The sequence below is a fragment of the Geomonas oryzisoli genome, assembly GCF_018986915.1.
Lineage (GTDB): Bacteria > Desulfobacterota > Desulfuromonadia > Geobacterales > Geobacteraceae > Geomonas > Geomonas oryzisoli.
The window spans coordinates 504,067-519,955 of record NZ_CP076723.1 but is presented as its reverse complement, the minus strand read 5'-3'; the positions used below and the strand labels follow the sequence as shown (position 1 = coordinate 519,955).

The following is a 15,889-nucleotide window of genomic DNA, read 5'->3' as shown; positions in this document are numbered from 1 at the left end:
TCCACGATACTACAACAGCTCCTGCACCTTTCGGCGGGAACAGGCATAACTTGAGTTTTCCTGTTCAGGAAATGAGCAACGGCTCCTGCCAGGGGGGGATGATCCCCGCCTCCGCCGCACGCCCCAGCAGCAGGCGCACCGCCGCTTCCCCTTCGCTCCCCAGCCCGCGGGAGAAATCGTTCACGTAGAGCCCGATGTGGGCGTCGCACACCTCGTCGCTCATCTCCTGGGAGTGGGCACGGATGTAGGGGCGGGACTCTTCGGGGTGCCGGAAGGCGTAGTCGACGCTTTCGGCCAGCCCCTGTTCGAGCCTGAGCAGCGCGTCCCGGCCCAGGGAACGCTTGGCCGCGATCCCCCCCAACGGGATCGGGTGTCCCGTTTCCCGCTCCCACCACTCCCCGAGGTCGACCACCTTTTTCAGGCCGTACCCCTGGTAGGTGAAACGGGATTCGTGGATGATCACGCCGGCCGCCACCGAGCCGTCCGCCACCGCGGCCATGATCTCATGGAAGGGAAGGTAGACGAAATCGGTCAGGGAGGGATCGAACAGCCTAAGCAGCAGCGCGGCCGTGGTGTACCGCCCGGGCAGGGCGACCCGCTTGCCGGCAAGCCCCCCGGGCTCGAGGCCGTCACGGGCCACCACCAGAGGGCCGCAGCCGCGCCCCAGGGCACCGCCGCTTCTCAACAGGAGGTAATCCTTCAGGATATGCCCCAACAGGTGATAGGAAACCTTGGAAACGTCCAGCACCGATGCCAGCGCCATCCGGTTCAGAGTCTCCACGTCCTCCAACTGCTCGCGGAACCGGAAGCCGCAGTCGACGCGCCCGTGGATCAGGGCGTCGAAGATAAAGGTATCGTTGGGACAGGGTGAAAAGCCCAGAGAAAGCACAGAAGGTGACTCCTGATCCTGCTTTTGTGACACTGCTGTATTCATGTGTTGATCCAACTCCCGGCAAACAGTTGCAGCGAAGTGGCTGCCGTCAAAACGGCGAGTTTAAGACTCACCAATATACTATCGGCACGCCTCTCGTGCAAGAAAAGGTTAACGAATGACTCATAGTACATTTAGAAGTTGTGGCAGGAAGATTCCTTAGACTGCAGCAGGAAGGGAGTGAGCACGCGGTTCAGGCAAGGCGTGGAATGTCCGCAATGGCTTCCAGGTAAAGCGTGAGAAACCGCTGCACCTCGCTCACGGCGCCTTTCAGGTCCCACCTCGACAGGTCCCGATCCTCCACCATGTTGCTGATGCCACGAATCTCGAGACAGGGAACGCCGTGACTGAAAGCAACCTGGGCGACGGCGGCGCCCTCCATGTTCTCGCAGACTCCCGGGAACCGTCGCAGCAGTTCCTCTCCCTGGCTCGCCGTGCCGGAGCAGGTGGAAACGGTGAGGAAGGGCCCCATGAGGGCTTTGAAGCCGCCTGCCGTGGCAAGGTCGAGGGCGCCACGCGCCACGTCCCGGTCGAGCGGGATCCGGTTGAAGAGCCGCTCGCCCCGCCCCTCGTACACGGGGATGCCGATCAGGTCGAGCCCGCGCCACCCGGCGGGGGTCTGCACTCCTTCATCGGCGAGGCACTCGCTGTCGGCGACCGCCAGGTCGCCCACCGCCAGGCCGGACCCGACGAAGGCGCCGCCGCAGCCGGTATTGACCACGAGATCCGGGGCGTAGCGCTCGCACAGGAGGGTGGCGGCGATGGCCGCGTTCACCTTCCCGATCCCGGTCTGGACGAAGAGGAGCTCCGTCCTCCCCTTCCCGGCGCGATACACCGGCAGCGGCCCCGCCCCCGGCAGAGCGACTGCCGAGGTGGCGGCCACCAGGGCGGAAAGTTCCATCCAGGTCGATGCGGTGACGATGATACGGTTCATGTGCTCTCCAGCAAAGGTGTGGTGCGGGAGTGTACCACAGCAGTCCAGCGGACTTCAACGTCTAGCGGCCATCTGCGAGTCAAAGAACCGTCACACGTCAAAAAAAAGCGGCATGACCGCGTCCAAGTTCCCGCCCCCGGCACATGCCGGCGTCTCCGTAGCCGGCGTCTTCATTGGAAAAAAGTGCGGCAAATCATGCACCATCTGTTACAATGCGTTCCCGCATTCTCGCTCCAGAAGCGGCGGCACAGCTTTTGCTCATACAGTGGCGCTTGGTTAAGGCACGGGTACCGCTGGCTCTCATTATCCAGTCTCCCTTCACGTGAGCCAGTAGTAACGGCGGTCCCCGCACTGGGGATGCCAAGGCCGTGGCGAAGGGGGAAAAGGGTGCCGGGAGGATGCCGAAACCGGGGTGCCCGGACCCCCTTTTTTGTTGCATAACTCAAAGGCATCTAATATATTCGCTCAGTTCCAACTACTCGCAAAGAAGGGTATTTCATGCCGCGCTGGATTCTCCCCCTGAACATAACCCTCGGCCTGGCGATCACCGCAGTCGCGGCGCTCATCGCAGCGGATCTGCTGAGCGTCAAGATCGCCGCCCTGTATCCCAGGAACGCCCAGAAGCAGGTCGCGGCCCAGAGTCCCGCCGCGCCGGCCGGGAGCCAGGATCTGCTCAGCTTCGCTCCCATCCTGGAGCGGGGGCTGTTCGGCAAGGCAACGCAGGGAAAACTCACCCCGCTGCAGCAGCAGACAGCCGCAGGCCCGGCAGCGGCGGCCGCCGCGCGTCCCGCCGCCTCCGTCGGCGACCTGGTCCTCCTGGGAACGGCGGTCGGCTCCTTCCGCGAAACCTTCGCGCTGGTGCAGAAGACCTCGAGCCACGAGGAGCGGGTCTTCCGCCTTGGGGACACGGTGTTCTCTGCAGGTCCGCTGGTCTCGGTAAAAAAGGACGTGGCCGAGATCCTGATCGGCGGCAAGCGGGTGAAGATCCTGACCCCGATGGCCGCCGCGGCAGAGGCTGCCGCCGCGCCCGCGGCAGCGCCGGCCGGTGGTGCCGGCGGCTTGGCCGCCTCCTCCGGCGGAGGGAATTACGTCATCGACCAGCGCGCGCTCAACGCCGCCCTGGACAACATCGGGCAGGCCATGACCGACGCGCGCCTTCTCCCCAGCATGAAGGACGGCAAGGTCGAAGGGTTCCGGGCGTCGGAGGTGAAGCCGCAGGGGATCTTCGGCACCGTCGGCATCAAAAACGGCGACGTTCTCCTGAGGATGAACGATTTCCCGATCGACTCGCCGGAGAAGGCGATCCAGTCTTTCGCCTCGCTCAAAGGACAGAGCAGGATCAAGCTCGACCTGATCCGCGACGGCCAACCGACCACTTTCAATTACGACATACGCTAAGGATAGAACCTCAGGGGGGATGCATTGAAAAGAAGAATCGCCCGCATCACAGCCATGCTCATGTTCCTGGTCGCCGCCCCGACCCTGGTCTTCGCCAAGGGGGTGGTGCTCAACTTCACCGACGTGGACATCGCCACCATGGTGAAATTCGTCAGCGACCTGACCGGCAAGAACTTCATCATGGACGAACGGGTCAAGGGTAAGATCTCGGTCTTCTCCCCGGCCAAGCTCTCCAACGAGGAGGCTTACAACGTCTTCACCTCGGTGCTGGAGCTCAAAGGCTTCACCGTGGTGCCTGCAGGGAAGGTGATGAAAATCGTCCCGACCGCGGCTGCCAGGCAGGCCGGGATGAAGGTCCTGACCGACGACGAGAAGGGGGTGGTGAACGACAGCTACCAGGCCCGGGTGATCCAGCTCGAGCACGTCGCCCCGCAGGACGCGGTCACCTTCCTGCAGCCGCTGGTCTCCAAGGACGGGCAGATTTCCGCATTCGGTGCCGCCAACCTGATCCTCGTGGTGGACTCCGCCTACAACATCCAGAAGATCCTGAGCATCCTCAAGCACATCGATACCGACCAGGTGCGCGAGGGGGCCGAGCTGGTCTTTTTGAAGAACGCGGCCGCCGACAGCGTGGCCACCATGGTCAAGGACTGGCTCTCCGGCAAGCAAAGCGGCAAGGCGGCGGCACCGGGCGCCGCCACCGGCAGCGTCCCCGTGGTCGCCGACGCGAGGCTGAACGCCCTCATCATCTTCGGCTCCGACAAGGACAAGGCCGACATCAAGAAACTGATCGCGCTGGTCGACGTGGTCCCCCCCACCACCAGCAGCAAGGTGAACGTCTACTACCTGGAAAACGCCGAGGCGACCGAGGTTGCCAAGGTGCTGGAAGGACTGGTGAAAGGGACCTCGACCGCGGCGCCCGCAGCTCCGGGTACCGCCGCGGCACCGCAGCAGGCCGTCTTCGAGGGGGGCAAGATCACCATCACCCCGGACAAGGCCACCAACTCGCTGGTGATCATGGCCTCCCCGACCGACTACCAAAACCTCCTGCAGGTGATCCAGAAACTGGACAGAAGAAGCCGCCAGGTCTTCGTCCAGGCGATGATCGCCGAGGTTTCCGTGAATAAGGCCAAGGATCTCGGTGTGCAGATCGGCGTCATCGGCGCCGCATCCAACGGCACCGTGGCCACCATCGGCACCTTCGATCCCTTCGGCACCGTGGCCGGCCTCACCACGACGGCAGCGGCGGCCAAGAACCTGGGCATGGAGGTGACCCTGGGCAAGGTCAACGTCCCGGTAGTGCTGCAGGCGCTGCAGACCAATGGTGCCCTGAACGTCCTCTCCACGCCGAACATCATGACCAGCGACAACAAGGAAGCCGAGATCTTCGTGGGCGAGAACGTCCCCTTCGTCTCGGGTACCAACCTCACCTCGACCGGCCTCTCCCAGCAGTCCATCGAGCGCAAGGACACCGGTATCATTCTGAAGATCAAGCCCCAGATCAGCGAGGGTGAGTACGTCAAGCTCGACATCTACCAGGAGATCTCGGCGGTGAAGGACTTCGGCACCGCGACCAGCCCGAGCCTTGGTAGCACCAAGCGTTCCGCCAAGACCTCCGTGGTAGTGAAGAACACCGACACCGTGCTGATCGGCGGCCTGATCCAGGACACCGACCAGGTGACCGAGAGCAAGATCCCGCTCTTGGGCGACATCCCGGGGCTGGGCTGGCTCTTCAAATCCAAGTCCACCAAGCGCGACAAGACCAACCTGCTGATCATGCTCACCCCGCGCATCATCAAGGACGCGCGCGATCTGGCCGATGTCTCGACCACCCAGCGCAAAAACTTCTCCGACGCCGTCAAGAACGACGCACCGTTCAACCTGGAGCGCGCTCTCGAGGAGAAACCGAAGTCCGTGACCGCGGACAAGCCCGAAATTCGCAACCAGTAACGGCGGACAGACTCCCATGGCAGAAACCCTCGATCTAGAAAGCATAGCGGAACGTCTCGGCCTCCCCTTCCAGGCCGAGATCGACGATTCCAAGGTAGACGGCGCGCTGGTGACCAGGGTGCCGCTCAACTTCGCCCGCAACAACCTCCTGCTCCCGCTGCGTGAGGAACAAGGGACCGTGATCGCGGCCAGCGCCGACCCGGCCAACCTACTGGCCGTGGACGAGATGGCCGGGCTGTTCCAGCTCCCGGTCTCCACCGTGGTGGTCCCCCAGCCGGTCCTGATCGACGCAGTGAACCGGCTCTACTCCCGGCTCTCCGGCTCGGCACAGGAGGTGGTCGAGGAACTCGAGGGGGAGGAGCTCTCCACTCTGGCAACCTCGTTCAACGAACCGCGTGACCTGATGGAGCTGACCGACGAGGCGCCGGTGATCCGGCTTCTGAACTCGATCCTGTTCCAGGCGGTCAAGGAGCGCGCCAGCGACATCCACATCGAGCCGTTCGAGCGCGAGCTCGAGGTCCGCTTCCGCATCGACGGCCTGCTCTACAAGATGCTCTCCCCCCCGAAGGTGATCCAGGAGGCACTCACCTCCCGCGTCAAGATCATGTCGGGACTGAACATCGCCGAGAAGAGGCTCCCCCAGGACGGCCGCATCCGCGTGAAAGTCGCCGGCCGCGACGTCGACATCCGCGTCTCGCTGATCCCGACCTTTTTCGGGGAGCGTGTGGTCTTAAGGCTTCTGGACAAGCAGCGCGGCGTCCTTTCCCTGAAGGAAATCGGGCTCTCGGACAAGAACGACCTCCTCATGGAGCGCCTTCTCTCCCGCACCAGCGGCATCATCCTGGTCACCGGCCCGACCGGCAGCGGCAAGACCACCACGCTGTACGCGGCGCTCTCCCAGATCAACTCGCCGGAGAAGAACATCATCACCGTCGAAGACCCGATCGAATACCAGCTGAAGGGGGTGGGGCAGATCCAGGTCAACCCGAAGATCGACCTCACCTTCGCCAACGGGCTGCGCTCCATCCTCAGGCAGGACCCGGACATCGTCATGATCGGCGAGATCCGTGACGCCGAGACCGCCGAGATCGCCATGCAGGCCTCGCTCACCGGCCACCTGGTGCTCTCCACCCTGCACACCAACGACGCAGCCACCGCCGTCACCCGCCTCATCGACATGGGGATCGAGCCCTTCATGGTCGCCTCGTCGCTCTCCGCGGTGCTGGCGCAGCGGCTGGTACGGGTGATCTGCCCGCACTGCAAGGAATCCTACACCCCGGACCGCAGCTACCCGGGCGTGGAGCTGCCGCCGGTTCTCTACCGCGGCCGCGGCTGCGACAAGTGTTTCAACCTGGGGACCATCGGGCGGGTCGGCATCTACGAGCTCCTTCCCATCGACGCCGAACTCTGCTCCATGATCATCCGCCAGGCCTCCTCCGGCGCCATCAAGGAGTACGCCGTCTCCAAGGGGATGCGCACCCTGCGCGAGGACGGCCTGATGAAGGCGGCGGCGGGGATTACCACCATCGAGGAGGTCCTGAGGGTGACCCAGGACGACTATGCCGACCTTTCGCTATAGCGCATTCAACCAGAAGGGTGCCGAGGTCACCGGGACCGTCGACGCCGCCAGCGAGAACGACGCGCGGCTGCAGCTGAAGCAGAAGGGGCTCTTCGCCAAGGAGATCGCCCCCGCCACCGAGGCAGGCTCCCGCTGGGCGCTCAACTCCGGCGTCAGCGTCCCCGACCTCTCCCTTGCCACCAGGAGGCTCGCGACCCTTTTGGGGAGCGCCGTGCCCGTCTACGAGGCCGTGGCGACCCTGTGGGAGCAGGAGGCGCCGGGCGAACTGAAGCGGGTGCTCGGGCGGGTGCGCGACCGGCTCGCCGAAGGCCAGGGACTGGCGCAGGCGCTCGCCGCCGAACCGCAGGTCTTCTCCGAGAGCTACATAGGCATGGTCGCCGCCGGCGAGGCGAGCGGCGCGCTGGAGGTGGTACTGGAGCGCCTGGCCGAGTTCCAGGAGGACCAGGCCGAGGTGAGAAGCCGGGTCATTACCGCCCTCATCTACCCCGCCATCATGGTGGTGGTCGGTATCGGCGTCATGATGGTGCTGCTCGGTTTCGTGGTCCCCAAGATCTCCGCCGTCTTCGAGAGCAACAAGGCCACCCTGCCGCTGGTCACGGTCCTATTGATCAAGGCGAGCACCGCGGTGCGAAAGGGGTGGTGGATCATGGGCGCGGCTGCCCTGGGCGCCGCCGCGGCCTGGAAGCGGGCCAAGGCCAACGAGAACTTCCTGCACAAGCGCGACCGCTTCATCCTGGGGCTCCCGATGGCGGGCCAGCTCTGGCGGCGCCTGGTGCTGTCGCGCTTCGCCAAGGTGCTCGGGCTCTTGCTGCAAAGCGGCGTCCCCATCATCAAGGCCATGGAGATCACCGGCGAGGCCGTGGTGAACCGGGAGTACAAGTCGTTCCTGGCCGAGGCGCGCGAGTCGCTGATCCAGGGGGGGAGCCTCTCCGGCGCGCTTAAAACGAGCCCGCTCTTCCCGCCGCTTCTGACTCACATGACCGCCGTCGGCGAGAAAAGCGGCGAGTTGGACGCCATGTTGATCAAGGCGGGCGACGCCTTCCAGAAGGAGTTCAACGCGCAGGTGACCCGTTCCATGGCCCTGCTCGAGCCGATGCTGATCCTGGGCATGGGTCTCACCATCGGCTTCATGGTCATCGCCGTACTGCTACCCATCATGCAACTGAACCAGTTGGTGAAATAACTGTAATGACTCCATTCCATTCTTTGCGAGGTCACTCCATGCTGAAAACCATGAAAGACAGCCGCGGCTTCACCCTGATCGAACTGATGGTGGTCATCGTCATCCTGAGCCTTTTGGCCGTCCTGGTCGGGCCGAAGATCATCGGCCGCAGCGACGACGCCAAGGTAGCCGACGCCAAGGTCCAGATCCGCAACATCGAAACCGCGCTGAAGCTCTACAAGCTTGACACCGGCAGCTTCCCCGGCACCGAGCAGGGACTGCAGGCGCTGGTCACCAAGCCGACCACCGGCAAGATCCCCAACAACTACAAGTCCGAGGGGTACCTGGAGAACAAGAACGTGCCCAAGGATCCCTGGGGCAACGACTACATCTACCTCTCCCCCGGCGAGCACGGCGACTACGACCTCTCCTCCTACGGTGCCGACGGCGCCCGCGGCGGCGAAGGTAAGAACGCCGACATCGAAAGCTGGAGCATGAAGTAGGTCTGGCGGAAGGACACCCGGGATTCCGACGGTAGGGGCGAATAATCATTCGCCCGCCTTGAAGCTGCGCAAGAGGAACGACCGCACTTGGTATCGATGAATAAAGCCAAAAACCATGACCGCGGCCAAGCCGGCTTCACCCTCCTGGAGCTGATGGTGGTGATCTTCATCATCGCCCTCGCGGCGGGGATCGTGCTGCCGCGGCTCCCCGAGCCCGAGGCAACCCGCCTTAAGAGTTCGGCGCGCAACCTGGCCAGCGGCCTCAGGTTCCTCAACGACCAGGCCATCGTCACCAAGAAGGTCTACCGCCTGCACCTGCAACTGGGCGAGAACACCACCCGTATCACCGAGGTATCCCCTTCCGGTGAAGAGCTGCAGCCGGCGGACCAGTTCATGGGGAGGCGGCTCATCGAAGAGGGGATCGACATCGAGGACGTGAGTGTGGGCAGCCGCGGCGCGGTCACCGAGGGTGAAGTCGTCATCCCCTTCGGCCCCGGAGGCGTGGGCGACGGCGTGACCATCCATCTCAAGGGGGGCAAGGAGCAGTTCACCGTGACGGCCTACCCTTCGGGAGGGAAGGTGACGGTCCAGGCAGGGTACCAGGAGGTGAACTCGTGAGAGGCTTCACACTACTCGAGGTGATGATCGCCCTTGCCATCACCGCCGGCGTCCTCTTGACGGTGATCTCCTCGGTCAACTTCCACCTCTCGCGTATCGCCGCCGATACCGAGGAGACCACGGCTGTACTGCTGGGGCGTGCCAAGCTGGAAGATCCCGAATTCGCCAAAAAGACCGACACCAAGGGGACCTTCGCGCCCGATCATCCCGATCACAAGTGGGAGCGCGAAACAACCAAGACCGAGATCCCGGGCCTGAACATGATCCGTCTGACCGTCATCTGGGCCAACGACACGAAAAGGCTGTCGCTTGTGCAATACGCACCGCAAAATGCGCAATAACAAAGGCTTCACCCTCATTGAGCTTCTGATCGCCCTGGCGCTTCTGGTGATCCTGGCCGGCGCCCTGTATGGCACCTACTTCTCGGTAGTCGCGGCCCGCGACAAGGGGGGCATCAGGATGGAGGAGCGCCGCGAGCTCTCCGCCACGCTGGGGAAGCTGCACGACGAGCTGACGTCGGTCTTTTACAAGGCACCCACATCAAGCGCCGGTGCAACGACAACAACGGCAACCACACAGCGGTTCCACTTCGTGGTCGAGGACCGGGACAGCTTCGGCAAGCCGGCTTCGCTTTTACAGTTCACCGCTCTCACCCCGCCTCGCATCGACCCGTCGCCGGCGTCCGACCTCATGGTGGTGCGTTACTCGGTACGGGAAAAGGATGACGACCAGATCCTCGGCCTGGTGCGCGAGGCCCGCGACCTCTATCTCGACACCAGCGTGGCATCGGTCCCCTACCCGGTGATGGACCGGGTGGAGGGGTTCATGGTCGAGTGCTGGGACGGCGGCAAGTGGGTCAAAACGTGGGACACGGCGCTCAACAACAGGCTTCCCAACAAGGTGAGAGTCACGATAACGGCCAAGGGAGGCGAGGTCTTCAGCACCGTCGCCACGCTGAGGAAAACGCCATGAGGGGGGAAAGGGGATTCGCCCTCGTCATAGCACTCATCGTGACTACGCTTCTCGTGGCACTATTGGCCGAGTTCGTCAACGAGGTCTACGTCGACACCTCGCACAGCCACAACTTTGTAGCATCGCAGCAGGCGGGCATTCTGGCCGAGTCTGGGATCGCTGGTGGCATCAAGCTTCTGCAGGTCTCCAGCACGCTAAGGCTCGGGGGGGAGTACAGCTCCTTGCTGGAGCCGTGGGCTAAGCCGCAGTCTTTCGACGCTGACAACGGCACGGTTACCGTCACCATCGAGGAGGAGACCGGCAAGATCGACCTGAATGCCGCAACCTCGCAGACCGGCACGCCGGACCAGTTCCAAAAGGATGCACTGCTGAGGCTCTTCGACACCCTGAAGCTGTCGCGCGACCTTTACGACCCGCTGGCGGACTGGGTCGACACCGACGACACGCCGCGTCCAAGCGGTGCAGAAAAGATCTACTACGGCACCCTGAAGACCCCGCTCCTGGTGCACAACGACAAGCTGGACACCTTCGAAGAGCTCGGGCTGATCAAGGGGTACACCCCGGAAGTCCTGGCCAAGTTGCGTGGCTTGGTCACACCGTACGGAGTGGCAAACGGCGCCCCTGCCGCTGTGATCAACATCAACACAGCCCCCAAAGAGGTCCTGATGTCACTGGATGACAGCCTCATGACCGGGGACCAGGTAGCCCAGATCCTCGAGTACCGCAAGACCAAGGTGATCAAAACGCTCGCCGATGTCTTCGGGAGCTCGACGCTCACCCAGGCCCTATCCATAAAAGTCGGATTCAAGGGTTCCATCTACCGGATCCGTTCCGAGGGGAAGGTAGGAGAAAGCGTACGTATCGTCGAGGCCGTGGTGACCGACGTGGGAAGCACGTCGCCCAGGGTCCTTTATTGGAGAGAATATTGATGGACATGCTGATCGTACAGCTGAAAAGGACCGAACTGGTCCTGGCCAGTTTCAGGGCCAAGAAGGGCGGAGCGACCTTCCTCTCCGCCGAGCGGCACCCGCTTTCGGGTGAGGAGGGGGAACTCTCCCGCATCCTCGCCGGAAGCTCGCTGGCGACCGGTGAACACCGGGTGGTCCTCGCCCTCCCTCCCTCATCTCTGTTCATGCGGGAGCTGGAGCTCCCCATCAGCGACCGCGCCAAGGTGCGCGAACTCCTCCCGCTGGAACTCAAAGGGGAGACCGCACTCGATACGGACCAGTTGGCCTTCGACGCCCTGCCGCTTTCCGGCGGTAAGGTGCTGGCGGTCTGGGGCAGGGTCCAGGAGCTCTCCGAGAAGATCGAACTTTTGAAGCAGGCCGGGCTCGAGCCGGAAGTGGTCACCGCATCACTGTTCCACTGGGACAAGCTGGCGCCTGCCGCCGGGACCGTGGCGGTGAGCGACGGAGAGGCCGTCGCCGCCTACAGCGACGGAGCCCCCATCTACTTCCGTGCCCTCCCCCCCAACGCGACCGAAGCGGATCTGCAGCGCACCGTGGCCGCGCTGGAGCTCTCCCGCAACCTGCGCGTGGAGCGCGTGATCTCGCACACCCCAGGCAAGCAGGAGGAAGCGACCGTCTCCCCCTCCACCAAGGGGCTCTTCGAAGCCTTCGGCGACGACCCGCGCGCCGCGCACGACTTGGCCGGCACCTACGCGCTGGCGGCGGCCCTGGCCGACAATTCAGCCGTCAACCTGCGTCGCGGCCCCCTCGCCTACACCGCCGCGACCGAGAAGCTGTACCAGCGTCTCAAGGTGAGCATGATGCTGGCAGCCGCCCTGGTGCTCCTCATCTTCGCCGAAAGCGGCGTGCGCTACTACCTGGTCAAACGCGACCTTGCCTCGCTGGATCGCGCCATCACCGGCATCTACAAGGAAGTGTTCCCGACCCGGAAAAAGGCGGTCGACGAGGTTGCCGAGCTCCGTTCCGAGATCAAGCGCCTGGAAGGTGCCAAGACCTCCAGCAACGTGCTGAAGCTTTTAAGCGACGTGGCCCAGGTCAAGGGGGATGACGTCTTCGGCATCTACGAAACCGAGGTGACCGGCTCGGACGTGCGCCTGAAGGGGGACGCAAAGAACGCGCAGGCAGCAAGTGACCTGAAAACCCGTGCCGCCGCCGTCCTGGAGGGGGCCGAGGTGGGTGAGACCAAATCGCGACCCGACGGCAGCGTCACCTTCACGCTGAGCGGCAAGATGAAGGGGGTGACGCGATGAAACGCGAAGAGATGATCACCCTCCTGCAGGGGCTGGACCAGCGCACCCGTCAGCGCATCGGCGTCGCCATCGCCATCGTGCTGGCCATCCTGGTGCTCCTTTCCGCAGCGAACAGCAGGATCTCCGTCCTGGAAAAAAAGCGCGCCGCGCGCGAGGCAGACATCGCCGAAATGATGCGCCTGAAGCTGCGCTACCAGGAGGCGAACCAGGGAGCCCAGCGCCTGGCCAACCGGCTGATGGCCACCAAGGCGGACGATTCCCCGGCCAAGATCGTGGACGAGATCGGCATCAAGGGTCGCTCCAGCCAGGTCAAATCCATCAAGGGCGATGACATCCCGGGCTACGTGGAGGACGCCGCCGAACTGCGCATGGAAGGGCTATCCGCCAACGAGACGGTCAACCTGATCTACCGCCTGGAGAAAGGTGCCCGGCCGGTGACGGTCAAGAAAGCCCTGATCAAGCAGAGGTTCGACGACCCGTCCAAGCTCGACCTCACTCTCACCATCGCCCTCATCAAGCCGGCACCGGCGGGGAAATAGATGAACAGACGCACCCTTTACCTTGCCTGCGGCGTACCCGCGGCGCTCATTTTGTTCCTGCTCCTGACGCTGCTGTTCACCCCGAACGACGCCATCAAGGGGGTCCTGGTCCGGGTCGCGGAGAACGCGGGATACACCCTGGAGTGCACCGGCTTCGGCAAGAGTTTTCCGCTGGGGCTCAAGGCCGACAAGGTGGAGCTCGGCTCCGAGAAGGGAGCGATCCTCAAACTCGGCCGGGTGAAGGTGCGGCTGGAGCTGCTGCCGCTTCTTGCCGGCAAGGCGCGCCTTGCCTACCGCGGCAGCATCGGAGCGGGCGAGGCCGCCGGGGAAGTCGACCTCGGCACGGCAAAGGGGTGGAGCATGCAGTGCCGCGGCGTGCGGCTCGAGGACATCCCCTTCTTCAGCACCGTGGCCGAGGCCAAGGTGAGTGGAGAGTTGAAGCTCAACGGCAAAATGGAGGCGAACAAAGGGGGAGGCACGGGCGAGCTGCAGCTCGAGGTCCGCGCCGCCGAGGTTGCCGGAGTCAAGATCGGCGCCATGCCCCTTCCCGACGCCGCCTACCGCGAGGTGCGCGGCGCCCTCAAGATCGACAAGGGGCGCGCCGTTTTAAAAAGCTTTACCTTAAACGGCGACGGCATCTATGTCCGCCTCTCCGGCGACACCGTCCTTGGCAACCCGGTAGGTGCCTCGCCGCTCAACCTCACCATGGAGATGATGCCCAAGCCCTCCTTCCTGGAGCGCCAGAAGTTCGTGTTTTTATTGCTCACCAAGTACCAGACCTCACCGGGTGCCTTCAAGATCCCCATCGGCGGCACACTGGCCCACCCATCCCTGTAACTTTTTCAGAACGAAGTTTGACAATATCGAAAATTGGGTTGCATTTGCCGCGTCTGTTACTTAAGATGAGGGTAATGAGAGCGCGGTGGTGCTGGTCTTAACCGAGCGGGAGCAACCCATGATCGAATTCAGAGGCGTCCACAAGTGGTTCAAGAAGCTGCACGTGCTGAACGACATCAACCTCCACGTGAAACCCGGGGAGGTGCTCGTCGTGTGTGGTCCCTCGGGCAGTGGCAAGTCCACCCTGATCCGGACCGTGAACCAGCTTGAGCCGATCGACCAGGGCACCCTGATCGTCGACGGCAAGGATCTCAGCGACAAGAAGCTCGACATCAACAAGCTGCGCGCCGAAGTAGGCTTCGTGTTCCAGCAGTTCAACCTTTACCCTCACCTCTCCGTCCTCGCCAACATCACCCTGGCCCCCATCAAGATCAGAAAGACCCCGAAGGCACAGGCGCAGGAACAGGCCATGGCGCTTCTGGAGCGGGTAGGCCTCGCCGAGAAGCGGGACGCCTATCCCGCGCAGCTCTCCGGAGGTCAGCAGCAGCGTGTCGCCATCGCCCGCGCCCTCGCCATGAAGCCGCGCATCATGCTCTTCGATGAGCCCACCTCGGCGCTGGATCCCGAGATGATCGGCGAGGTGCTCGACGTCATGCAGAAGCTCGCGCTAAGCGGGATGACCATGGTCGTGGTGACCCACGAGATGGGTTTCGCCCGCGAGGTTTCCCACCGGGTGGTCTTCATGGATCAGGGCACCATACTGGAGCAGGCCGCGCCCGAGCAGTTCTTCAAGAACCCGCAGCACGAACGGGCGCAGCAATTCCTGAAACAGCTGCTCTCGCCCATGCACTAACCGCCTGAACGGCCGTTCAAGGTTCAACGTTCAACGTTCGAGGTTATACTCACCCCACGAGGCATGGGTTCAGCTATGGCTTCTGCATTGCTGCTTTTTTTGCCGGGGAAGATGCCCGTGCAAGTCACTGTGATGTTTGCCTGTGCGCTTTCACTGTGTCGAACGTCGAACCTGGAACATTGAACGGCATCTGTTTCTTGTTTTTTTTGCCAGAAAGGATGCAGGTGCAAGTCACTCTGGTATAATCCGGTACGTTTTCACTCCGTCGAACGTTGAACCTTGAACGTTGAACGGGTTTTATTCATTCAAAAGGAGGATCACTGATGAAGAAACTGTTGACGCTGTTCGCTGCTGTTGCCCTGGTCGGCATCATGGCCCACGCCGCTCTCGCCGCAGGCGACACGCTGGCCGAGGTGAAGAAGAAGGGGGTCCTCGTCGCCGGGGTGAAGGATTCGCTGCCGCCGTTTGGCTACGTGGATGAGAAGACCCGCGAAATCGTGGGCTACGACATCGACTTCTGCAAGTACATCGCGAAGAAGCTCGGTGTGAAGCTGGAAGTGAAACCGGTGACCTCGGCCTCCCGCATGCCGCAGCTCATGGAAGGCAACATCGACATCATCGCCGCCACCATGACCAAGAACCCGGAGCGCGCCAAGCAGATCGACTTCAGCTACACCTACTTCCTCACCGGACAGAAGTTCATCACCAAGAAGGGCGCGGTGAAGAGCCTCAAGGACCTGGAAGGGAAGAAGATCGGCACCGCCAAAGGCTCCACCTCGGAGCAGAACGTGGCCAAGGCGATCCCCACCGCCACCATCCTCTCCTTCGACGATTACCCGCAGGCGTTCCTGGCGCTGCAGCAGGGTAAGGTGGCGGCAGTCACCACCGACGAGTCGATCCTGGCCGGCATCCTGGGCAAGGCTCCCAACAAGAACAAGTTCGAGATCCCCAACCTGCAGATCTCCGAGGAGCCCTACGGCCTGGGCATGCGCAAGGACGACAAGCACTTCGTCGCCTTCGTGAACAAGACCCTGCTCGAGATGGAGAAAAACGGCGAAGCGAAGAAGATCTTCGAGAAGTGGTTCGGCCCGAAGACCGCCACTCCGCTCAAGCGCACCTTCAAGATCACCGCCGACAAGTAACCTTTTGTTTTCGGCCTCCCCTGCAGCAGGGGAGGCCGAAACATCGCGAGCCCCACCGCAAAATCACCCGCTTCAAGTCAAGAAACAGAGTAAAAAGCACGATACACTGGTTCTTTATCCCCTCCTCTCTCTTTGTTGCTGTTTCCTCGGAACTTACCTTTGCCGTTATCGCTCAGGATCGACTGTAGTTCGTGCCGCGCCGATGCTTGATCAAAGGGCCTGTTTTAGTGCCTAAACCCTTGACAATTCACCT

General features: G+C 62.9%; 16 protein-coding genes. 14 read left to right on the top strand and 2 right to left on the bottom strand.

Features of this window, described 5'->3' with window-relative positions; genetic code table 11:
• Positions 1–64: 64 nt before the first annotated feature.
• A complete protein-coding gene (locus KP004_RS02275; protein WP_216800770.1) occupies positions 65–934 on the bottom strand; it encodes a 1,4-dihydroxy-6-naphtoate synthase in 870 nt (289 codons plus the stop codon).
• Between the two features lie 190 nt (positions 935–1,124).
• Positions 1,125–1,865, bottom strand: a complete 741-nt coding sequence (gene mqnB, locus KP004_RS02270; RefSeq protein WP_216800769.1) for a futalosine hydrolase — start codon at positions 1,863–1,865, stop codon at positions 1,125–1,127.
• A 498-nt stretch (positions 1,866–2,363) separates the two neighbouring features.
• On the opposite strand from mqnB, the gene gspC reads away from it, so the two are divergent.
• The 14 genes from gspC (at position 2,364) to KP004_RS02200 (ending at position 15,636) form a co-directional block, all read left to right on the top strand.
• Positions 2,364–3,263, top strand: coding sequence for a type II secretion system protein GspC (gspC, locus tag KP004_RS02265; RefSeq protein ID WP_216800768.1), 900 nt, complete (start codon positions 2,364–2,366; stop codon positions 3,261–3,263).
• Between the two features lie 24 nt (positions 3,264–3,287).
• Positions 3,288–5,213: a type II secretion system secretin GspD gene (gspD, locus tag KP004_RS02260; RefSeq protein WP_216800767.1), complete on the top strand. Its 1,926-nt coding sequence runs from the start codon at positions 3,288–3,290 to the stop codon at positions 5,211–5,213.
• Positions 5,214–5,229: 16 nt separating this feature from the next.
• Positions 5,230–6,792 (top strand): type II secretion system ATPase GspE, encoded by a 1,563-nt coding sequence (gspE, locus tag KP004_RS02255; RefSeq protein ID WP_216800766.1) that lies wholly within the window; start codon positions 5,230–5,232, stop codon positions 6,790–6,792.
• On the top strand, positions 6,773–7,975 hold the full coding sequence (gspF, locus tag KP004_RS02250) for a type II secretion system inner membrane protein GspF (RefSeq protein WP_216800765.1): 1,203 nt from the start codon (positions 6,773–6,775) through the stop codon (positions 7,973–7,975). The genes gspE and gspF overlap by 20 nt, the downstream gene beginning before the upstream one ends.
• Positions 7,976–8,013: 38 nt before the next feature.
• Complete coding sequence (gene gspG, locus KP004_RS02245) at positions 8,014–8,457, top strand: type II secretion system major pseudopilin GspG (protein ID WP_275423149.1); 444 nt, start codon at positions 8,014–8,016, stop codon at positions 8,455–8,457.
• A gap of 96 nt (positions 8,458–8,553) precedes the next feature.
• A complete protein-coding gene (locus tag KP004_RS02240) occupies positions 8,554–9,075 on the top strand; it encodes a pilus assembly FimT family protein (RefSeq protein WP_216800764.1) in 522 nt (173 codons plus the stop codon).
• On the top strand, positions 9,072–9,416 hold the full coding sequence (locus KP004_RS02235) for a type IV pilus modification PilV family protein (protein ID WP_216800763.1): 345 nt from the start codon (positions 9,072–9,074) through the stop codon (positions 9,414–9,416). The genes KP004_RS02240 and KP004_RS02235 overlap by 4 nt, the downstream gene beginning before the upstream one ends.
• Entirely contained in the window at positions 9,406–10,047 is a 642-nt protein-coding gene (locus KP004_RS02230) for a type II secretion system protein GspJ (protein ID WP_216800762.1), read from the top strand. Before KP004_RS02235 ends, KP004_RS02230 begins: the two co-directional genes overlap by 11 nt.
• Positions 10,044–10,976, top strand: coding sequence for a type II secretion system minor pseudopilin GspK (gene gspK, locus KP004_RS02225; protein WP_216800761.1), 933 nt, complete (start codon positions 10,044–10,046; stop codon positions 10,974–10,976). Before KP004_RS02230 ends, gspK begins: the two co-directional genes overlap by 4 nt.
• Entirely contained in the window at positions 10,976–12,265 is a 1,290-nt protein-coding gene (gene gspL, locus KP004_RS02220) for a type II secretion system protein GspL (RefSeq protein WP_216800760.1), read from the top strand. The genes gspK and gspL overlap by 1 nt, the downstream gene beginning before the upstream one ends.
• A complete protein-coding gene (locus tag KP004_RS02215) occupies positions 12,262–12,804 on the top strand; it encodes a general secretion pathway protein GspM (protein ID WP_216800759.1) in 543 nt (180 codons plus the stop codon). Before gspL ends, KP004_RS02215 begins: the two co-directional genes overlap by 4 nt.
• Positions 12,805–13,641: a type II secretion system protein GspN gene (gene gspN, locus KP004_RS02210; RefSeq protein ID WP_216800758.1), complete on the top strand. Its 837-nt coding sequence runs from the start codon at positions 12,805–12,807 to the stop codon at positions 13,639–13,641.
• A gap of 118 nt (positions 13,642–13,759) precedes the next feature.
• On the top strand, positions 13,760–14,494 hold the full coding sequence (locus tag KP004_RS02205; RefSeq protein WP_216800757.1) for an amino acid ABC transporter ATP-binding protein: 735 nt from the start codon (positions 13,760–13,762) through the stop codon (positions 14,492–14,494).
• Between the two features lie 323 nt (positions 14,495–14,817).
• On the top strand, positions 14,818–15,636 hold the full coding sequence (locus KP004_RS02200) for an ABC transporter substrate-binding protein (protein ID WP_216800756.1): 819 nt from the start codon (positions 14,818–14,820) through the stop codon (positions 15,634–15,636).
• The last annotated feature ends 253 nt before the right edge of the window (positions 15,637–15,889 follow it).